The sequence below is a fragment of the Actinomycetospora sp. NBRC 106378 genome (assembly GCF_030269685.1).
Classification (GTDB): Bacteria; Actinomycetota; Actinomycetes; order Mycobacteriales; family Pseudonocardiaceae; genus Actinomycetospora.
The window spans coordinates 712,820-731,606 of record NZ_BSTT01000002.1 but is presented as its reverse complement, the minus strand read 5'-3'; the positions used below and the strand labels follow the sequence as shown (position 1 = coordinate 731,606).

The window sequence follows — 18,787 nt, the reverse complement described above, 5'->3', positions numbered from 1 at the left end:
GGCGGAGGTGATGCGGGTCCTGACCTTCGCCGCGGTCATCGCGGTGCACGCCACCGCGGTGGGCACGGCGGCCTCCAGCGTGGGCGCGGGCGCGGTGCTGATGCTCCTGCACGCCACCCGCGAGGCGTTCTTCGTGCTCACGGCCTTCGTCCTGGTGCTGCGGTGGGCCGGGCAGCCCCTGCCCTACGGCTCGTTCGTCCGGCGCCGGTTCCTGCTCATCGGGCTGCCCTACCTCGTCTGGTCCCTGCTCTACGCCGGGCTCTTCGGCGACGACCTGCGCACGACCGTCCTCGCCGTGCTCACCGGCACCGCCGAGTACCACCTCTACTTCCTGCTGGTGTCCCTGCAGTTCGCGGTGCTGTTCCCGCTGCTGCGCGGGCTCCTCGCCCGCACCCGCGGCCACCACGGGCTGCTGCTCGCCGGCGCGGCCGCCCTCCAGTTCGTCGTCGACGCCCTGCTGCACGCCGACCCGGGCGCGCAGACCTGGGCCGGCGTGCTCGCCCCGACCTACGTGGGTTGGTTCGTCGGCGGCGGGCTGCTCGCCCTGCACCGCGACCGCGTCCGCCGGGCGCTCGCCGGGCGCGGCGCCCTCGTCGCCCTCGTGGTCCTGACGACCGGTGCGCTGGCCGAGGCCGCCTATCTGCTCGCGGTCCACGACGGGACGACCCCGGCCGCCGCCGCCGACGTCTTCCACCCCGCCGTCGCGCTCTGGTCGGCCGCCGCCGTCGTCGGGATGTGGACCCTCGGCGAGGTGTGGTCGGGGCGCGCGGGCGGCGTGCCGACCGGGCGGGGCGCCGCCGCCGTCCGCTACGGCTCGGACCGCTCGTTCGGCGTGTTCCTCGCCCACCCGATGCTGATGTACCTCGCCACCGTCGCCGGGTCCGCGGCCCTGCTCCGTGACCTGCCCGGCCCCGTCGTCGCCGTCGTGCTCTACGCCGTCGGCGCGGTCGGCTCCCTGGTCGTCGTCGCGATCGCCCGCCGCACCCCGCTCTGCCTCGCCCTGACCGGCAAGTCCCGTCCCCCGAGGAGGAACCCGTGTTCATCGACTCGCCGTACGCCCCGCCCGCCGTCCCCGTCCGTGCCGGCAAGCCCCGCCCGCGCGGGCGGACGATGGTGATCGACACCGGTACGCCCACCCGCGCGTTCGAGGACCTCGTCGAGAGCCACGGGGACCTCATCGACGCCGTGAAGTTCGGCTGGGGCACGTGCCTGGTCACCCGGGACATCAAGACCAAGATCGACGTCTGCCGGACGGCGGGGGTCGACGCCTACTTCGGCGGCACGCTGTTCGAGCGCTACGTCGCGGGCGACGCCGTGGACGACTGGGTGGCGCTGCAGCGCGCCGCCGGCGTCACCACGGTCGAGATCTCCGACGGCACCGTGGTCATGTCCGCGACCGAGAAGTCGGGCTGGATCCGGCGGATGGCCGAGGAGTTCACCGTCATCAGCGAGGTCGGGTTCAAGGACGGCGGCCGGTCGATGACCCTGACGCCCGCGGACTGGGCCTGGTCGGTGTGCTCCGATCTGGCCGCGGGCGCGACGACCGTGACGCTGGAGGCGCGGGAGAGCGGCCGCAGCGGCTTCTGCACCGCCGACGGGACGCCCCGCGAGGACGTCCTCGACGCGCTCGCCGGGTGCGGTGCCCCGCTCGACGTCCTGCTGTTCGAGGCGCCGACGCGGGCGTTGCAGGTGGACCTGCTCGGGCGGTTCGGCACGGACGTCAACCTCGGCAACGTGGCCACGGCCGACGTCGTCGGGCTGGAGACGCTGCGCCTCGGGCTGCGCGCCGACACATTCGGACGCCGCTGATGCGCGAGACCCACGACGCCTTCCACCTCGCGATCCCGGCCCGCGACCTCGACGAGGCCCAGGAGTTCTACCTCGCCGGGCTCGGGTGCCGGCTCGCCCGCCGCTACGCCGACCGCATCACGCTGGACTTCTTCGGCGACCAGGTCGTGTGCCACCTCTCCGACGGGTGGGAGCGGCATCCCGCGCTCTACCCCCGCCACTTCGGCGTGACCTTCCGGGAGGGCGCGGACTGGGACCGCCTCCTCGCCCTCGTCGAGACCCGGAAGCTCCCGCTCTTCGCCGAGCCGTCCCGCCGCTTCGAGGGCCTCGTCGAGGAGCACCGGACGTTCGTGGTGGCCGACCCGTCGAACAACCTGCTGGAGTTCAAGCACTACGACGATCCGCGGATGATGTACTGACCGCGCCCGGGTACACCCCCCGTGTGAGCTCTGATCCACTCGAGGGTTATGTCCCCGCCCATCTCCGCGACGACCGGGCCGACGAGGCCCCGCCCTGGCCCGCGGACGAGGTCGTCCCGGGGCTCTGGCAGTCCGGCCACCCCAGCCCCGGGGAGGCATGGGACGCGGTGTTCGACCTGTCGGGCGAGGAGCAGCCGCTGGAGGACGTCGAGTTCTACGTCCACTGGCTCATCGAGGACGGGCCGAAGCCCGACCGCGACACGCTGATCTCCCTCGCCGACCTCGTCCGTTCGATGCACGCGAGCGGCAAGCGGGTGCTCATCCACTGCGCGGCCGGGATGAACCGCTCCGGGTTGCTGTCGGCCGCGGCGTTGATCCGGGAGGGCTACACCGCCGACGACGCGATCGCCGCGGTCCGGGAGGCCCGGCACGGCGCCCTGAACAACCCCGAGTTCGTGGACATGCTCTACGAACTCTGGGCATCCGGCCGCCACGCGGCCGGCGCCGAGCCCCGCGCGTCGAGCACGGGGTCGTAGGCGCCGGGCGTCGCCGACATCGCGACCTGGTCGGTGACGCCCTGGTAGGCACCCATCGGCGTCGCCGCGGTGAAGGTCTCCGGGTCGAGGTACTCGTGCTCCCCCGCCGTGCCCGCGACGGAGTGCGCCCACTCCCGGTCGAAGATCCCCAGCGAGAGGATCCACAGCGCGACCCGCGTGAGCGACACGTGCACGTGCCACGACCCGCCCTCGTCGGCCCGCCGCCGCAGGGCCGCCGCCACCCCGGCCTGGGCGAGCCACGGCACGATGTAGTCGTTGACCACCATGATCGGCGGCAGCCGCGGTCGGTCGGTGGAGCCCTCGAGCAGCATCATCCCGGTGACCGACCCGGCGGACTGGTCGAACCCGGGCCGTCCCGCCCAGGGACCGGTCAGCCCGTGCAGTGACACCGACACGTAGATCAGGCCCGGCCGCTGCGCGCACGCCTCCTCGGGCGTCAGCCCGATCTCGGCCAGGAACTGCTGGCGACGGTTGTGGAAGAACACGTCGGCGTGGTCGAGGAGGTCGAGGAGCACCTGTCTGTCGGCGCGCGGGTCCAGCCACGTCGACCGCATCCCGACGTTCGCCGACGCGTACGTCGACTCGTGCTCCCCCTCGCCCGGGCGCCAGAGGTTCAGCACGTCCGCGCCGTGCAGCGCGAACGACCGCCCGAACCCCGCCCCGGCGATCACGTGGCCCATCCCCAGCGCCCGCAGGCCGTCGAACGGGTTCTTCCCGACGGCCGGCAGCGGCTGCGGGTCCGCGTCGCCCACCTTCGTCAGCTCGATCAGCGGCAGGTCGGCGAGGTGCGGGTACTGCTCGGAGGCGAGGAACTCCGGGACGGTGCGCAGCATCGGCATGACGACGCCCGCCTCGGCCGCCGCGGCCTCCATCTCGGGGGCGGTCCAGGCCGCGATCGCCTCGCGCACCCGGTCCTTGGTCAGCGGCACCCCGAGCAGCTCCTGGGCGCGTTCCCGCAGGCCGGGGTACATGTTCTGCGGCATCACCCACCGGTCGTCGGCGCATCGGAAGAACGAGAACGCCATCGCGTTGCCGCGCTCGAGCGACGACCCGACCGGGTACCGGCCCAGCCGCTCCCAGCGCCGGTCGTAGAACGGACAGAGCCGGTGCGGCGCGCGACGCAGGTCGACGTGCACGTCCTGCCCGGGCCCGCCGCGCCACCGGTGCACGGCCGCGGCCGCCACCGACTTCGTCAGCAGCCCGAGCGTCGCCGCGCCCCCGATCCGCATCGGCGAGGGCACCACCGGGTCGGCCCCCGTCGTCGTGATCGTCCCGCCGGCGTCGGCGGCCGAGAGCCCGACCCCGCCGAGCACCGTCTCCAGCTCGCCGAGCAGGTCGAACGGTTCCTCCGCCGCGACCGGCTTCTCCCACGCCTGCTGCAGCCGCTCGGTCAGCCCGCTCATGCCGCTCCCCTCCCCCTCCGCACGAGGGGAACTCTCGTGCCACAAGAGCGCTCGAATCGTCCCCTCACGACAGCAGCTCCTCCGGGATCTCGACGTGCCGGGCACGGAGGAACTCCGCGACGGCCTTGCCCGCGATGTCGGGCCGTCCGTTGGACGAGGCGCCCTTGCCCAGGATCCCGTGGATCACCAGGTGCACCGCCCGCAGGCCGGGGAACTCGTGGCGCTCGATCTCCGCGCCCGGGTAGACCTCGGCGATCCAGTCGACCGTGATCGCCGACCGCAGCCACGCCCACGCCGCGTCGGAGTCCCCGCGCGGCCAGAACCCGACGTTCGAGTTCCCGCCCTTGTCCCCGCACCGGCCGTGCGCGGCGTACCCGAGCGGGGCCCGCCGCGTCGCCGCTGCCTTCCCGACGGCGGGTGGGGCCGACGGCGGCTGTCCGCGGAAGTCCGCCCGCACCGGGGTGTCCTTCACCGGGAGCCGGCTGCCGTCGGCGAGGACCACCTCGTGGTGCAACGCCTCGGTGGGCACCAGCGTCGGCCAGTACTCGACGACGGGCGCGGCGACCTTGAGGGGGTTGACGTAGAGCCCCGGGTAGCCGGGCAGGAACAGCCCGGTCAGGGGCGCGATGAAGCGTTCGGCGCCGACCTGGCGGCGGTCGCGGGACTGCGCGGTCACGAGGATCTGCTGGGCGGCCTCCCACTGGTCGTGCGGGTCCTCCACGGGCGTGCCGATCCGGTCGACGCGCAGCAGCGACAGGTCCAGCCCGGCGGTGATCCGGTCGACGTGGGTCCGCAGCAGTGCGGCCTTGGCCTCCAGGTCGAGGCCGGTCGCGTAGAAGGAGACGCTCGACTCGAACCCGCCCGGCGCGGTGATCGCGAGCTTCGTCGTCGGGCTCGGCGGGGTGCCCCGGACGCCGGTCAGCGCGACCCGGTCCGGGCCCTCCTGCGTCACCGTGACGTCGGTGAGGTCGACCGTCACGTCGGGGTTGAGGTAGACCGGCCCCTGGATCTCGTAGAGCAGCTGCGCGGTCACGGTGTCGGTGGTGACGGTGCCGCCCGCGTCGTCGTGCTTCGTGATCACGGCCGTGCCGTCGGCGGCGATCTCCGCGATCGGGTAGCCGAGGTCGTCGACGCGGGGCACCGCGGTGAAGCCCGAGAAGTTCCCGCCGGTGGCCTGCGGGCCGCACTCGATGACGTGCGCCGCGGCGACGGCTCCGGCCAGGGCCTCCCAGTCCTCGAGGCCCCACCCGTGCCACCAGGCGGCGACCCCCGTCGTCAGGGAGGCGTCGGTGACGCGGCCGGTGATCACGACGTCGGCGCCCGCCGCGAGGGCCGCCGTGATCCCCCAGCCGCCGAGGTAGGCGTTCGCGGTGCCGGGGTCGTGCCCCCAGCCGGCGAGGGCGCGTCCGTCGTCGAGATGGGGCAGGGCCCCGAACTCCCCGAGCCGGTCGAGGAGGTCGTCGCCCTCCACGTGCGCGACGACGAGGCCGTGGCCCCGCTCCGCGAGCACCCGGCGACACTGCTCGGCGAGCCCCGCCGGGTTCAGCCCACCGGCGTCCACGACGAGCTTCGCGCCGCGCTCGACCAGCAGGTCCACGGCGTCGGTGAACTGGGCGAGGAAGCTGCGCGCGTAGCCGAGCGACGGGTCCTTGCCGCGCTCGAGCGCCAGCTGGCGCAGCGTCGGCTCGGCGAGGTAGTCGCCGGTGACCACGTCGACCGGCCCCGCGAGCGCGTCGCGCAGCCCCGAGAACCGGTCCCACAACCATCCGGCACAGTTAGCGATGCGAACGGCCGCCATGGACGATCACCCTAGCGGCGCGCGCTCCGGGATCGCTGCCTCAGCGGGCGCACCCGGTCGGGGTCCGCGGGAGGAGCCCGTCGGGGGTCGGCAGGCCGGCCAGGCGCAGGATCAGGGTGAACCGCCGCCGCAGCACGTCGGTGTCCAGGGGACGCAGCCGCGACTGGAAGCCGACCAGGGCGTCGACCGCGAGGGCGGCGAGATCCTCGCCGTCCTCCGGGCGCAGTTCCCGCAGGCAGGCGGCCACGGCCTCCCGGCGCGCGTCGTCCACCCGGCGCTGGACCTGCCCGACCCGCGTGTCGAGGTGGGCCCACGCCCGGATCGCGGACTCGGCCTCGTGCGGGAAGGTCAGCGCGAGATGGGTGAGCAGGGCCAGCCGCTCCGAGGCGTCGGCCTCCTGCGCGGCGGCCTCCACCAGACGGGCGGTCTCGGTGGTCTCCCAGTGCTCGAGCAGCGCGACGACGAATCCGTCCCACCCGTCGAAGTGGTGGTAGAAGGACCCGGTGGTCACGCCCACGGCGCGGCACAGGGGCGCGAGCTTCAGCCCGGTCCGGACGACCCCGTCGTGGTGGGTGCCGTCGTCGTGGCCCTGAGCCAGCAGCCCGAGCGCGGCGTCGAAGAACGCATCCCGTGTGGCCGACCCCATGCATCTATCCTGTCACGGAGGCGCATGCGCTTCCGTGCACGGGTCGAGGGGTATCAGACGGACAATCCGTCGGTGTACAACGACGACGCCGCGCGCAGCCACATCGCGCGCCGCTCGTCCACGTCGGGCTCGGGATAGCGCTCGCAGCTGTGCGAACGGCCCCCTTCCTCCTCCGACGGTCCCCACACCTCGACGTACTCGAACGGCCGGGCGGGCACCGACGCGAGCCCGACCCCGCCGTCGGGACCGTTCCCGGCGACGAGCGCGTGGGCGATGACCACCGCGTCGTCGTGGGAGGGACAGAAGGCCACCGTGTGCCAGCCGGTCCGTTCCTCCGACGGCGGGGGCGGCGGCTGCCACCCGCGGACCTCCCAGCAGTGCGACGGGGGCGCGGGCACCACGTGCTTGCGGTCGGACATCGGGCGGTCGGGCATGTCACACGCTCCCCGGAGCGACGGTGTGTGCCTCCGGCATACACCTGCCGCTCACCTCCCGGCCACGGGACGTTCGACGTCATTCGCCCAGGTCAGCGCGTACCGGACGGTGAGCCGCGGAACATCACCCGGCCGCGCCCCAGCGCCACGCTGCGGCGTCGACGACGTCGAGCCCGAGGCCCGCGGCGCAGGCTCGCACCGGGTCGCTCGCGGCGACGACGAGCGCCATCCAGACCGGGTAGCGCTCCCGCTGGCGCAGCGCCACCTGCTCCTGCCCCGCGATGAGGAGGCCGGGCAGCGGCGGCCGGCACCAGCAGCGGGACAGGTCGGGCGTGGGGGCGTCCGGGTCGTGCGGGCAGTGCACGAGCGTGTCAAAGGGGTTGCCCGCCCGCTCGTGGATCGTCCAGAGCAGGCGGACCGCCATGTCCTCGCCGAGCTCCCCCCGGGCCACGGCCGGCAGGTGGGCGAAGCCGACGGCCCGCCCGCCGCCGGCCTTCCACAGACGCAGCCGCTCCACCGCGTCCAGGTGGACCTCGACGTCGAGCGGCCCACGGTGGGGCCGCCCGAGGTCGGCCTCGGTCTTGCGGACGGCGTCGAGTTCGACGAAGAGCATCGGCACCTGGGGCGGGGACAGCACGCTCACGCCCCCGATTATCGGGTGGCGGCCACCTCCGGCTGCGCGGCCTCCTTGAGCAGCGGCTTGACCCGCTCGCCGAACTTGGTGACGCCGTCCACGAAGTCCGGCCACGTGAGCAGGGCGCCGGTGATCCCGGTGGTCACGGCGATCTCGTCGAGCTGCGCGGCGACCCGCTCGTAGGAGCCCTTGATGACCGGGAGCGACAGGAACGCCATGTTCCCCTCCGCCGCCGGACGCTCCAGCGACGCGAGCAGCTGCGCGGAGGTGCCGTCGGGGTTGGTGTCCAGCGAGGCCCCCGTCGTCATGTAGCTGATGGCCTCGAGGTCGGCGTTCGCGACGATGTGGTCGCAGAGCGCGTCGGCGGCCTCGTCGGTCTCCTCGGCGATGATGCAGTAGAGCGCGAAGGTGCCCACGTCGCGTCCCTCGCCCGCGCTGAGGTCGCGCACCCCGCCCGCGATCGACCCGACCTTCGAGCGCTCGGCCATGATGAAGTTCCGGTCGCCGTACTTCGCGGTGAACGCCTGCCCGGCGGGCGACTGCCCCGCGCACACGACGGTCGGGGTGTGCAGCGGCTTGGGCCGCATGTCGGCCTCGTCGAAGTCGAAGAACTCGCCGTGGAACGTCGTCGGGCCCTCGCTCCACAGGGCCCGCAGGACCTGCACGTACTCCGCGGCGTACTCGTAGCGCCGGTTGAAGTAGTCGTCGCCCGGCCACAGGCCCATCTGCGTGTACTCCGGCTTGTTCCAGCCGGTGACGATGTTGAGCCCGCAGCGCCCGCCGGAGATCTCGTCGAGCGTCGCGACCATGCGGGCGGCCATGATCGGGTGGGTCGCGAGGGTCGTCACCGACGGGTAGAGCCCGATCCGGTCGGTGACCGCCGCGAGCCCGCCGAACAGTGTGAACGACTCGAGGCACTCGCCCCAGAAGTCGCTCGGCCCGCCCGTCCCGCGGTGCTTCATCATCGACAGCACGAAGTCGAGGCCCTGCTTCTCGGCCTCCTGCGTGATCGCGACGTTGTGCGCGAAGCTGGGCCGGTACTGCGGGCTGCCCGTCGAGATGATGTAGCCGTTCGTGGCGTTGGGGATGAACACGCCGTACTGCATCTATCTACCTCCGAGGTGGGTGAGGGCTTCGGCGAGTCCGACGACGTCGGCGTACTTCGCGTCGAGATCGGCCAGGTTGTTCTCGTGCAGCGGCGCGCTCCGGTCACCGCAGGCCTCCGCGACGACGACGGGGCGGAAGCCGGCGGCGAGCGCGTCGGTCGCCGTGGCGCGCACGCAGCCCGAGGTCGAGACGCCGGCCACGACGACCGTGTCGATCCCCCGCGCGCGCAACGTCCCCGCGAGCGAGGTCCCGGCGAAGGCGGACGCATGCTGCTTCACCAGCAGCGCGTCGTCGGCCGCGGGGGCCAGCGCGAGCTCGCCCCACCCGCCGTCGGCACCCTCGGCGAAGCACGCGAGCGCGGGCACCTTCGCAGCGAAGAAACCTCCGTCGGACAGGTCGGCGGCGTACTGCACGACCGTCCAGACGACGGGCACCGTCGCCGCCCGCGCCGCCGCGACCAGCTCCACCGTCGCCGCGAGCACGCCGTCCTGCTGCCCGTCGAGGAAGAACGGCCCGCCGGGCTCGGTGTAGGCGCGCACCAGGTCCACGACGACGACGGCGGGGCTGCTCCCCCAGCCGACGCGTCCGGCGAAGTTGCTGCCGTGCGGACTGGTCGAGTTCCGCTCCGCTGCATCTCCCCGAGGATTGCTGCTCATCGCGTCACCATCACCGCTCGGGCGTTGCCGATGTGGCTGCGCATGACCGCGCTCGCCCAGTCCGCGTCGCCCACGCGCAGCGCGGCGACCATCTCGACGTGGTGGGCGAGGCTGCGGGCCAGCGAGGCCGCGTCGTAGGCGTGGAAGGTCCTCAGGACGACGGGGGTGTGCACCACGTTCGCGAGCGCGGTGGACAGCGCCGGCGCGTCGGCCACGTCGAGCAGCCGGGCGTGGAAGTCACGGTTGAGCGGGACGAGGGCGTCGAGGTCCTGCTCCGGACCGGGGGCGCCGACGGCGACCATGCGGTGGGCGAGGTCGTCGAGCGCGTCCAGGTCGGCCGCGGTGACGCGCGCGGCCGCGCGGCCGGTCGCCTGCGGCTCGAGGGCGAGGCGGACGTCGAAGATGCCGTCGAGGTCGGCCGTCGAGAAGCTCACGACCCGTGCGCCCCGGTGTGGCAGCACCTCCACGAGCCCCTCGGCGGCGAGCCGGGACAACGCCTCGCGGACCGGGGTGCGTGAGACACCGAGCCGGTCGGCGATCTCGACCTCCCCGAGGTGCGCACCGGGGACGAGCTCGCCGCGCAGGATCGATTCCCGGAGCGCGACATGGGCGCGGCTCGTGGTCGTCGGCACTGCATCCTCCCTCCGGTCGTTGTGTGCAACGTAGGGTGTCGGGCGGCACAGTTCCAGGAAAAGTTTGCGCGGTTGTACACAACGAGGAGGGACGGGTCATGGCGGATCTGCTGAGCCACCCCAGCGGACGTCGGGCGCGGTTGCGTGCGCTGCTCGGGTCGGGACGCCCCGTCGTCGCCCCCGGGGCCTACGACGCGCTCACCGCGCGCCTCGTGGAGCAGGCCGGGTTCGACGTCGTCTACATGACCGGCTTCGGCACCACGGCCTCGTTGCTCGGGCGTCCCGACGTCGGGCTCCTCGGGCAGGCCGAGATGGTCGACAACGCGCGGCGGATGGCGTCGGTGATCGACGTGCCGCTGATCGCCGACGCCGACACCGGCTACGGCAACCCGATCAACGTCATCCGCACCGTGCGCGAGTACGAGCAGGCCGGCGTGGCGGGGCTGCACCTCGAGGACCAGGTGATGCCGAAGAAGTGCGGGCACCTGGCCGGCAAGGAGGTCGTGCCGCTCGAGGAGATGGTGGCCAAGATCCGGGCCGCCGTGGACGCGCGGACCGACCCCGACCTGGTCCTCATCGCCCGCACCGACGCCGCCCAGATGTTCGGCGTGGACGCCGCGATCGAGCGGGCCCGGGCGTTCGCCGACGCCGGGGCGGACCTGCTGTTCGTCGAGGCCCCCACCTCCGGCGACGACCTGGAGAAGGTCGCGTCGGCCCTGTCCGGTCACCCGCTCGTGTTCAACGGCGCCGAGGGCGGGCGCACCCCGCTGCCGCCGCTCTCCCGGCTCGCCGAGCTCGGGTTCGCGCTCGTGCTCTACCCGGTGTCGACGCTGCTCGCCGCCGCCTCGGGGGTGCGCGAGATGCTGGAGCACCTGACCGAGCACGGCTCCCCCACCGGCGCCCTGGAGCAGCTCGACGTGCCCGGTCTCGACGCCTTCACCGAGGTCGTGGGGATCTCCGAGGTGCGGGAGCTGGAGCAGCGCTACCGGTAGGTGGCTTCGCCCTGTGAGCGCACCTGCGGGTCCACCGTCGGGGCCGGGTCGCCCCCGGTGCCCGGGACGGTCCGGGTGCTCGTCGCGACGTCGTACCGGTCGGTCCCCAGGTCGTCGAGGTCCGGCACGAGGACACGCCCCCACCGCCGGCCGGGCTCGTCGGGCAGGCGGGTGTCGAGCTCGCGCAGGGATCCGACGGCCTCCAGCCCGGCGAAGCTGCCGCCCGAGTCCTGCCCGAGGAACAGTCCGCCGGTGCCGCCCGTCCAGCGCTCCGGGACGATGTCGCCCGGCGGGCTGGGGTTGGTGGTGCGCTCGCCGGGCACCGGGTCGAAGGGTGCCGTCGGCGTGGTGATGATCGCGCCGGGGGTCTGCGCGACCCCGCCCGCGACCCGCGGCAGCGCTCCCGCGCACGGCCACGCGAACGCGATCGCCCAGTCGACGAGCACCGGTCCGCGGTCGGCGAGCCAGCGGTCGAGCGGCTCCGGTGCGACGACCCGCGGGCCGGTGAAGGCGATCCAGCCGCCCGTGTCGGTGCGGTCGTCGGTCGCGCGCAGCCGCACACGGTCGGCGCCTGCCGGGACCTCGGCGGCCGGGACGGTGACGGTGCGCCAGCGGTCGAGCCGGACCCCGGCGTCCTGGAGCCGCTCCTGCTCGGCGGTGCCCGCGTAGCCCCGGTACCCGCGGTCGGGTTCCGGGTCCTCGACGACGGGCCGTTCCCCGACCACCCGGTCACCCCGCCCGAACTCCCAGGTCAGCGAGGCGCCGTCGGAGGTGCGGCCGGCGACGCCGACGGCGAGCTCCTCGTCCCCGGTGGGCCGGGTGAGCCCGAACCAGCCGGTGGTCATCTCCCCGACCGACCCGTCCCCGTCGGCGCGGCTCCCCCACGTGAAGCGGCCGTCGCGGGTGTCGGGCGTGCCGTCGGTCCCGTCCGTCTGGTCCGGTCGCAGCGGGGGCGGGTCGACGGCCCCGCCGTCCGCGACGAAGCCGGACATCGTCGCCGTCGACCCCCGGACCGGGGTGAGCGGCCCGGCAGGAACGGTCTGCAGCACCTCGACGCGGTCCTGCAGCCCGCACGCTCCCGGCGTCCCGGCGAGCTCGGCCCGGTTCTGCGCCGCGAGCGAGTACCGGTCCCCGCGGTCGGCGGCCGTGGCGAAGGACGAGCCGAGGAGCAGGACCGAGACCACCACGACGACGACGGCGGTCGCGGCGGGGACCAGCGGGGCCGCGGCCACCGCGGCGGCGACCAGCGGCGGCCCGTCGTCGGGGGCCCGCTGCCACCGCACCACGACGACGACCGCCACCACGGCGGCCACGACGGCGACCAGGAACCAGAGGGCGACCGCGTCGAACGGGTGCTGCGGGCCCGTCGACCCCGGCATGCCGAACCCGGAGTAGGCCCACCAGGCGTTCGGGCCGGCGAAGGCGAAGGCGCCGCCGAGGGCGAGCAGCAGCGCCGCGACACCGGCGGTCGCCGCGACGACCCGGTCGCGGTGCCGGCTCGCCCGCCACAGCGCGACGGCCGTGGCCACGATCCCGATCGCCCCGAACCCGGCGAGCGCGCCGTAGTGGTGCGACCACTTCGAGGGCGTCACCGCGAGCAGGCCGAACCCCGCCGGCAGCAGACCGAGGAGCAGGACGGACTCGCGGCCGAGCACGCCGTCGCAGGACCGCCCCCGCTCCGCCCCGGAGCCGCGCGCCAGCACCACCAGCCCGGTGCCCGCCAGCACCAGCCCGACGACCACCGGCACCCGCTTGGCCGCCGCGCCCCAGGAGTCCTCCCCGAAGAGGTAGCCGTAGCGCAGCCACTCCGCGTACCAGGGCTGGTTCGGGCCGATCTGGCGGTGGATCTCGGTCGCGACGCCGAACCCGTGCCACGACTGGTCGGTGAACACGACGACGAGGGCGACCGCGGCGAGACCCACGACCACCGCGACGTGCGCCGCCGGCAGGACCGCCTGCGTCACCCGGGCGACCCGGCCGTCCTCCCGCTCGCCGGCGGTCAGGGCCCGCAGCACCCGGGGCAGGCAGAGCAGGAAGGGCGCCGCCGTCATGACCCCGGAGGGCGCGACGGTGATCGTGAGCGCCGCGGCGAGGGCGGCGACCGCGAGCAGGACGACGGGGTGCCCGACGACGTATCCGGTGGCCGGGCGGACCGCGCGGAGCACCAGGGCGGTCACGACGACCGTCCCGAGCGCGACGACGGGCTCCGGGCGCGTCCCGAGGTCGTAGGGCAGCCACCACACCGCGAACGCCACCGCGGCGAGCGCACGGACCGCCACGCTCCGACCGGCCGGGCCGAGCGCGGGCCGCAGCACGCCGCGGGTCAGCACCACCCAGGTCAGCAGCCCGGCCAGCACGCTCGGCGTCCGGAGCGCGAGCGGACCGATCCCGTCGTCGAGGAAGCCCGCGAGGAGGCGCTGGTTGGTGGCGAACGGGACCTCGGAGGCGTTGAACCAGCGGTAGTAGTTGCCGACGTCGCCGTCGCGGATCTCGCGGGCGATCACCGCGGCGAAGCCGTCGTCGTCGGTCAGCGGGCCCACGATCGACCACCAGGCCAGGCCGACGGCGACGACGGCGTCCACCGCGAACCGGGCGAGCACCCACGGAGCCGCGACCGTGCGCAGGACGGCCGCGCGGACCCGTCGTCGGGCCCGGCGCCAGCGGGTCCGCGCGATCGCGAGACCGCGGACCGAGGCGAACTCGCGGAGGGTCCGGTCCCCGCGGCGCGGCGGGGCGAGGACGCCGGCGAGCAGGACGAGCAGCAGGCCGACGAGGGCGAGCTGGGGCTGAGCCGTGAGGAGGGCCGACTTCTCCGGGGCGGGCGCGTTGTCGAACCACGCCGGGGTCCGGGCCGTGAGGGCGAGCCCGTCGGCGTCGCGGCCGGTGAGGTCGGTCGTGGCGGCGAAGACCTCCGGGACGGGGGCCCCGGGGACGGTGGCCGCGACGCGGTCGCCGACGGTCACGGTCAGGCCGGAGGCGTCCGCGACGAGCCGCAGCCCGCAGTTGTCCGCCGGGACCTCGACCGGCACCACGCGCCCGCTCGAGATCACCTGGAGGGCGGCGGAGCCGTCGTCGGTGGCGGCCCGCGTCCGCACGGCGAGGGCGTCGGCGGGGGCGCCCACCGTGGTCGCGAACACCGTCGTGTCCGCGGTCCGGGCCCGCGCCGCCTGCACGGCCCCGCACGGGACGGTCACCTCGAGCGAGACCGGCCGGTACGGGACGAGGAACAGCGTCGTCGGCTCGGGCGCCGCTCCCGCGCGCGGCCAGCTCACCGTCGACGTCGACGACTCCACCGGCGCGCCGGGCACCGCGAGGGCCACGACGACGGACGCGATCCCGACGACCAGGGCCGCGAGCGCGGCGACGAGGCGCAGCACCCGCCGCAGGGGCGCCCGGTCGGGGCGGGTGGGCGACGGGCCCTCCGGCGGCGGCTCCTCGAGGAGCGGCGCGCTGATCCGCTCGGTGGGCGAGGTGGTCGTCAGGAGGAGGCTCCCGGGGATGCGGACGGCGACGTCGGATCACTCCGTCTCCGCTCCAACGACCGATCCGGTTCGATGGATGATGCCGCCGATCAGGTGATCACACCGGGCCGAGCGCGGCCCGCATCCGGTCGATCTCGATCTGCTGGGTGCGCAGCAGCGTCCGCGCGAACTCGGAGAGCGCGCCGGGTGGCCCCGCGAGGTAGTCCCGCGCCATGGTCAGGGCGCCCTCGTGGTGGGCGGTCATGGTCTGCAGCCACAGGCGGTCGAAGGCGGGTCCCGACGCGGCCCGGAGCCGGTCGAGCGTGGCGGCATCGGCCATGCCCGCCATGCCGGCCATGGCCCCCGTCGGCGCCGGGGTCGGCGCGCCGCGCAGGTTCAGGAATCCCTGCAGCTGCCCGACCTCCTCGACCTGCTCCCGGTCGATGCGGAACGCCAGGTCGGTGACGGTCGGGTCGGTCGTCCGGCCGGCCACCAACGCCGACAGGTCGAGGGCCTGCTCGTGGTGCGGGATCATCATCGTGGCGAACCCGGCGTCGTCGGCCGCGGGGGCGGGCGTCGCGGTGGGGGTCGCGGCGCAGCCCGCCGTCAGGAAGGCCAGGAGGACCAGGAGGGCGCGGAACACGGTCCCACCCTGCCCGAGCGGCTGTTGGCGCGCCGTACACCCGGCGGTGCTGGTCAGCGCGCCACGGAACGAGTAGGCACGACGCGTGACCTCCTCGATCGACCTCCGCCAGGTGTCCAAGCGCTGGGGCTGGATCCTCGCCGACGGCATCCTCGGGGTGATCGTCGGCCTGATCGCCCTCGTCTTCCCCATCGCCACCGTCCTGGTCCTCGCGGTGTTCCTCGGGATCGGCCTGCTGATCTCCGGGATCATCGAGGCGACCGTGGCGCTGCGCGTGCAGCACGGGGCGCCCGGCCGGTGGTGGGTCGTGATCTTCGGAGTGATCACCGCGCTCGCCGGCATCCTGGTGATCTTCTTCCCGGGCACCGGCGTGACGATCATGGTCGTCGGCCTGCTGCTGTGGTTCCTCTTCGCCGGGATCAACGACCTCTTCGTCGCCGCCCGCTCGAAGGAGCACCGCGGCTGGAACATCGGCATGGGTGTGCTCGCCCTGCTCGCGGCCGTGATCCTGCTGTTCTCGCCGGGCGCCGCGGTCGGGACGATCGCCCTGCTCGCGGGGTTCGGGTTCCTGCTGCGCGGCGCCTCCGAGATCGGCCTCGCCCTGAGCCTGCGGCGCGCGTCGCGCTGAAGCCGACCCGATCGGACGACCCCTCGTCGGCGGGCCGGCTCCTAGGGTCGAGCGGCATGATCCACATCGCGACGTTCTGCGGCCAGTGCAACTGCGGCTGCCCCGAGCTCTACCTCGACCCGGCCGCGGACGACGACCGCCGCGTCGTCATCACCGACGACTTCGGCCAGCGCATCCAGATGAGCCTGGTCCAGCTCGCCGACCTCGTGGCCGACGTCCGCACCGGGGTGCTCGACGAGGTGCTGGCGGGCGCCTGACCCCGGAACGAGCGAACGGCACTCTCGCAGCATCGATGCGCGCGAGAGGGCCGTTCGTTCGGATCCGGAGCTACGTCCCCCGCAGCTCCCGGCGCAGCAGCTTGCCGGTCACCGTCTTCGGCAGCTCGTCCCGCAGCTCGACCTGCCGCGGGTACTTGTAGGCCGACATCCGCTCCTTGCAGAACGCGATGAGCTCGTCGGGCTCCGCCGACTGCCCGGGGCGCAGCGAGACGAACGCCTTCACGGTCTCGCCCCGGTACTCGTCCGGGACCCCGACGACGGCCGCCTCGCGGACCGCGGGGTGCTCGTAGAGGACGTCCTCCACCTCGCGCGGCCAGACCTTGTAGCCGCCCGCGTTGATCTGGTCCTTCTTGCGGTCGACGACGTAGAACCAGCCCTCGGCGTCCATGTACCCGACGTCGCCGGTCTTGAGCTCGACGACGCCGCCCGGCCCGCGCAGGGCCTTCTCGGTCTCCTCGGGCTTGCCCCAGTACGCGGGCACCACCTGCGGGCCGCGGGTGACGATCTCCCCGACCTCCCCCACGTCGGCGTCCGTCCCGTCGTCGCGCACGATCCGCACGACGGTGTCGAACACCGGCACCCCCACCGACAGCGCGCCCGAGGCCTCGTCGACCGGCGCCGTGGCGCCCAGCGGCACCCCGTGCGACGGCGAGTTGGTCTCGGTGAGCCCGTAGAAGTTGTGGATGTAGTGGCCGAACTGGTCCTGGAAGGCCTTGACCGTGGACGGCGGGATCGGCGCGCCGCCGCTGTAGACCTTGACCATCGACGACAGCGCGTCCCGGTCCACCCCGGGCGCGTTCATCATCGCGATGAACACCGTGATCGACCCGATCGAGAACGTCGGCCGGTGCTCCCGGATCGCGTCGATCACGACGCCGGGCTCGAACCGGTAGGCGAGCACCAGCGGGCAGGGCAGCAGCAGCGCGATCGCCATGTGCCCCACGACGCCGGTGATGTGGAACAGCGGCGCCACCCCGAACACCGAGTCGTCCCGCCCGAGCTGGATCCAGTCCCGGTAGGTCTGGGCGTTGAACACGATGTTGGCGTGCGTGTTCATCGCACCCTTGGGCGGACCCGTCGTCCCGCTCGTGTAGCCGAGGAAGGCGACGTCGTCCCCGCTCAGCTCCACCGGCTCCGGCGTCCGACCGCGGAACTGCTCCAGCACCGTCGTCAGGTCCTCGGCCCCGTCGCAGTCGATCCGCTCCATGCCTGTGAAGAGGCGCTCGTCGTGCCGGGTCTGGAACTCCAGCGCCGACGTGGTGAACGCGGTCCGGACGCTCGTGTTCGGCAGCACCTCGCTCGCGATCGACCACAGGTCCTCCTGCGCGACGATCGCCGTCGCCTCGCAGTCGGTGAGGATCGTCGTGAGCTCCCGCTGCCGCGACATCGGGTTGACGCTGACGACGATGCCGCCGGCCTTCCAGGTCCCGACGACGACCACCAGCACCTGCGGGATGTTCTGCAGGTACGTGGCGAGGCGGTCGCCCTTGGCGAAGCCGCGCTCGGTCAGGGCCACGGCGAAGGCGTCGGAGAGCTCGTCGAGCTCCCGCAGCGTCAGGCCGCCGTCGAAGTACCGGACGATCCGGCAGTCCGGGTCGCGCTCGACGGCCGCGCGGACCATGTGCAGCGCGCTCGGGTACTCGTTCGTGACCGCGCCGTGGTTGTAGTCGTCCCGGTAGCGCGCGAGCCAGGGCTTCTCCTCGTAGACCGAGGTCATCGGATCACCACCGGGTTGACGGGCGACCCGGTCGCCTCGTGGATCTTCAGCGGCGCGGCGGTGTAGAGAAAGTCCCAGCGGCCGTCGGCGGCGCACGCGTCGGCGAGGTCGTCGAGCCAGATGATCTCGGCGAGGCTGATCCCGAGGTTGCGCAGCAGCGACGCGTGCAGCGGGAGCAGGACGCCGGTCTCCGGGTCCGCCGTGACCTCGTTCGCGATCGTGTCGGTGACGAGGTTCGGGATCTCCTTGGTCTGGAACCACTCGACGAGTTCGCGGGAGTAGGTCAGGCCCGGCTCCACGAAGTCCTCGTAGAACTCCTCGGCGGGGGTCGCGTAGAAGTACTTCAGGAACCCGGTGCGCACGAGCAGGATGTCGCGGTCCTCGATGGAGGTGCCCTGCTTCGCCGCGGCCTCCTCGAGGTCGGCGTGGGTGAAGGTCTCGCCCTTGTCCAGCCACTCCTTCCCGCGGTGGCGCGCCATGTCGACGAGGACGCCGCGCCCGGCGATCCCCCGCTCCGCGATGGGCAGGACCGAGGCCCAGCTCATCCCGCCGCCGTTCGTGGTGTCGGCCGAGCGGCCGTTCCACAGCGTGTCGTCGTACCAGGCGTGGCCGAGCGCGTCGTACTGCGAGGACCCCTGGAGGAAAATCTCGGCCTTGTCGTCGGTCGCGCGGAGGCCGCCCGGGAACGACGGGCCCTGGCCGGACTCGAACAGCTCCTGGTCCCACACCATCTCGCGCTTGATGCCCTCCCGGCCCGGAAAGACCGGGTCGCCGTGCGGGTGGCCCATCGGGCACTGCAGCGTGAAGACCTGCCCGTTCTTCACGCTCGCGACCCCGCGGAGCACCTGGGCGGCGTCGAGGTAGTTCAGCGAGCCGACCTCGTCGTCGTCGCCCCACTTGCCCCAGTTCTTCGGGGGGTTGTCCCCGAGCAGCTCCGCCATCGAGGGTGCGTCGGCCATCGTCTGTCTCCTCGTCGTCGAGTGCGTGACCCGGA

General features: G+C 73.8%; 19 protein-coding genes. 7 read left to right on the top strand and 12 right to left on the bottom strand.

The window, feature by feature from the left end; genetic code table 11:
• Nucleotides 1-10: 10 nt before the first annotated feature.
• From QSK00_RS07825 to QSK00_RS07810, 4 genes are read left to right on the top strand one after another with little or no spacing between them, the layout of a single operon-like run.
• Entirely contained in the window at nucleotides 11-1,117 is a 1,107-nt protein-coding gene (locus QSK00_RS07825; RefSeq protein WP_285589257.1) for an acyltransferase, read from the top strand.
• A complete protein-coding gene (locus QSK00_RS07820; protein ID WP_285589255.1) occupies nucleotides 1,036-1,809 on the top strand; it encodes a phosphosulfolactate synthase in 774 nt (257 codons plus the stop codon). Before QSK00_RS07825 ends, QSK00_RS07820 begins: the two co-directional genes overlap by 82 nt.
• Complete coding sequence (locus QSK00_RS07815) at nucleotides 1,809-2,207, top strand: VOC family protein (protein ID WP_285589253.1); 399 nt, start codon at nucleotides 1,809-1,811, stop codon at nucleotides 2,205-2,207. The genes QSK00_RS07820 and QSK00_RS07815 overlap by 1 nt, the downstream gene beginning before the upstream one ends.
• A 23-nt stretch (nucleotides 2,208-2,230) precedes the next feature.
• Nucleotides 2,231-2,743: a protein-tyrosine phosphatase family protein gene (locus tag QSK00_RS07810; protein ID WP_285589251.1), complete on the top strand. Its 513-nt coding sequence runs from the start codon at nucleotides 2,231-2,233 to the stop codon at nucleotides 2,741-2,743.
• Here the strand turns inward: QSK00_RS07810 and QSK00_RS07805 are convergent.
• The 8 genes from QSK00_RS07805 to QSK00_RS07770 all read right to left on the bottom strand — a co-directional run bounded on the left by QSK00_RS07805 (nucleotide 2,674) and on the right by QSK00_RS07770 (nucleotide 10,074).
• Nucleotides 2,674-4,167 (bottom strand): CoA transferase, encoded by a 1,494-nt coding sequence (locus tag QSK00_RS07805; protein WP_285589249.1) that lies wholly within the window; start codon nucleotides 4,165-4,167, stop codon nucleotides 2,674-2,676. The genes QSK00_RS07810 and QSK00_RS07805 overlap by 70 nt on opposite strands.
• Nucleotides 4,168-4,231: 64 nt before the next feature.
• A complete protein-coding gene (locus QSK00_RS07800) occupies nucleotides 4,232-5,965 on the bottom strand; it encodes an acyclic terpene utilization AtuA family protein (RefSeq protein ID WP_285589247.1) in 1,734 nt (577 codons plus the stop codon).
• A gap of 40 nt (nucleotides 5,966-6,005) precedes the next feature.
• A complete protein-coding gene (locus QSK00_RS07795) occupies nucleotides 6,006-6,611 on the bottom strand; it encodes a TetR/AcrR family transcriptional regulator (RefSeq protein WP_285589246.1) in 606 nt (201 codons plus the stop codon).
• 53 nt (nucleotides 6,612-6,664) lie between these two features.
• Nucleotides 6,665-7,045, bottom strand: coding sequence for a hypothetical protein (locus QSK00_RS07790; RefSeq protein ID WP_285589245.1), 381 nt, complete (start codon nucleotides 7,043-7,045; stop codon nucleotides 6,665-6,667).
• A 124-nt stretch (nucleotides 7,046-7,169) separates the two neighbouring features.
• Complete coding sequence (locus tag QSK00_RS07785) at nucleotides 7,170-7,688, bottom strand: HAD family hydrolase (protein ID WP_285589244.1); 519 nt, start codon at nucleotides 7,686-7,688, stop codon at nucleotides 7,170-7,172.
• Between the two features lie 8 nt (nucleotides 7,689-7,696).
• The gene (locus QSK00_RS07780) at nucleotides 7,697-8,785 is read right to left on the bottom strand and encodes an LLM class flavin-dependent oxidoreductase (RefSeq protein ID WP_285589243.1); all 1,089 of its coding nucleotides are present in this window, start codon (nucleotides 8,783-8,785) and stop codon (nucleotides 7,697-7,699) included.
• Entirely contained in the window at nucleotides 8,786-9,442 is a 657-nt protein-coding gene (locus QSK00_RS07775; RefSeq protein ID WP_285589242.1) for an isochorismatase family protein, read from the bottom strand. It lies immediately after the preceding gene.
• On the bottom strand, nucleotides 9,439-10,074 hold the full coding sequence (locus QSK00_RS07770) for a GntR family transcriptional regulator (RefSeq protein WP_285589241.1): 636 nt from the start codon (nucleotides 10,072-10,074) through the stop codon (nucleotides 9,439-9,441). The genes QSK00_RS07775 and QSK00_RS07770 overlap by 4 nt, the downstream gene beginning before the upstream one ends.
• A 98-nt stretch (nucleotides 10,075-10,172) precedes the next feature.
• On the opposite strand from QSK00_RS07770, the gene QSK00_RS07765 reads away from it, so the two are divergent.
• Nucleotides 10,173-11,066 (top strand): isocitrate lyase/PEP mutase family protein, encoded by an 894-nt coding sequence (locus QSK00_RS07765; protein ID WP_285589240.1) that lies wholly within the window; start codon nucleotides 10,173-10,175, stop codon nucleotides 11,064-11,066.
• Here the strand turns inward: QSK00_RS07765 and QSK00_RS07760 are convergent.
• Nucleotides 11,057-14,443: an arabinosyltransferase domain-containing protein gene (locus tag QSK00_RS07760; protein WP_285589237.1), complete on the bottom strand. Its 3,387-nt coding sequence runs from the start codon at nucleotides 14,441-14,443 to the stop codon at nucleotides 11,057-11,059. The two genes, QSK00_RS07765 and QSK00_RS07760, sit on opposite strands and share 10 nt — an antisense overlap.
• A 202-nt stretch (nucleotides 14,444-14,645) precedes the next feature.
• Nucleotides 14,646-15,170 carry a DUF305 domain-containing protein gene (locus QSK00_RS07755; protein ID WP_285589233.1) on the bottom strand — a complete coding sequence of 175 codons (525 nt, stop codon included), beginning with the start codon at nucleotides 15,168-15,170 and terminating at the stop codon, nucleotides 14,646-14,648.
• A gap of 85 nt (nucleotides 15,171-15,255) precedes the next feature.
• Between QSK00_RS07755 and QSK00_RS07750 the strand changes: the two genes are divergently transcribed.
• Together QSK00_RS07750 and QSK00_RS07745 are read left to right on the top strand one after the other, a co-directional pair.
• Nucleotides 15,256-15,798, top strand: coding sequence for an HdeD family acid-resistance protein (locus tag QSK00_RS07750; RefSeq protein WP_285589231.1), 543 nt, complete (start codon nucleotides 15,256-15,258; stop codon nucleotides 15,796-15,798).
• A 56-nt stretch (nucleotides 15,799-15,854) separates the two neighbouring features.
• The gene (locus QSK00_RS07745) at nucleotides 15,855-16,055 is read left to right on the top strand and encodes a hypothetical protein (RefSeq protein ID WP_285589229.1); all 201 of its coding nucleotides are present in this window, start codon (nucleotides 15,855-15,857) and stop codon (nucleotides 16,053-16,055) included.
• Between the two features lie 70 nt (nucleotides 16,056-16,125).
• Here QSK00_RS07745 and QSK00_RS07740 read toward each other — a convergent pair whose 3' ends face one another.
• Together QSK00_RS07740 and QSK00_RS07735 are read right to left on the bottom strand one after the other, a co-directional pair.
• Nucleotides 16,126-17,793 (bottom strand): AMP-binding protein, encoded by a 1,668-nt coding sequence (locus QSK00_RS07740; protein ID WP_285589227.1) that lies wholly within the window; start codon nucleotides 17,791-17,793, stop codon nucleotides 16,126-16,128.
• Nucleotides 17,790-18,752, bottom strand: coding sequence for a cyclase family protein (locus QSK00_RS07735; RefSeq protein ID WP_285589224.1), 963 nt, complete (start codon nucleotides 18,750-18,752; stop codon nucleotides 17,790-17,792). The genes QSK00_RS07740 and QSK00_RS07735 overlap by 4 nt, the downstream gene beginning before the upstream one ends.
• Nucleotides 18,753-18,787 lie beyond the last annotated feature (35 nt).

Coding starts and splice junctions, on each gene's coding strand:
- QSK00_RS07790 (WP_285589245.1), bottom strand. CDS start 7,045: ATGCCCGACCGCCCGATGTCCGACCGCAAGCACGTGGTGCCCGCGCCC.
- QSK00_RS07775 (WP_285589242.1), bottom strand. CDS start 9,442: ATGAGCAGCAATCCTCGGGGAGATGCAGCGGAGCGGAACTCGACCAGT.
- QSK00_RS07825 (WP_285589257.1), top strand. CDS start 11: ATGCGGGTCCTGACCTTCGCCGCGGTCATCGCGGTGCACGCCACCGCG.
- QSK00_RS07795 (WP_285589246.1), bottom strand. CDS start 6,611: ATGGGGTCGGCCACACGGGATGCGTTCTTCGACGCCGCGCTCGGGCTG.
- QSK00_RS07765 (WP_285589240.1), top strand. CDS start 10,173: ATGGCGGATCTGCTGAGCCACCCCAGCGGACGTCGGGCGCGGTTGCGT.
- QSK00_RS07815 (WP_285589253.1), top strand. CDS start 1,809: ATGCGCGAGACCCACGACGCCTTCCACCTCGCGATCCCGGCCCGCGAC.
- QSK00_RS07805 (WP_285589249.1), bottom strand. CDS start 4,167: ATGAGCGGGCTGACCGAGCGGCTGCAGCAGGCGTGGGAGAAGCCGGTC.
- QSK00_RS07780 (WP_285589243.1), bottom strand. CDS start 8,785: ATGCAGTACGGCGTGTTCATCCCCAACGCCACGAACGGCTACATCATC.
- QSK00_RS07800 (WP_285589247.1), bottom strand. CDS start 5,965: ATGGCGGCCGTTCGCATCGCTAACTGTGCCGGATGGTTGTGGGACCGG.
- QSK00_RS07740 (WP_285589227.1), bottom strand. CDS start 17,793: ATGACCTCGGTCTACGAGGAGAAGCCCTGGCTCGCGCGCTACCGGGAC.
- QSK00_RS07745 (WP_285589229.1), top strand. CDS start 15,855: ATGATCCACATCGCGACGTTCTGCGGCCAGTGCAACTGCGGCTGCCCC.
- QSK00_RS07735 (WP_285589224.1), bottom strand. CDS start 18,752: ATGGCCGACGCACCCTCGATGGCGGAGCTGCTCGGGGACAACCCCCCG.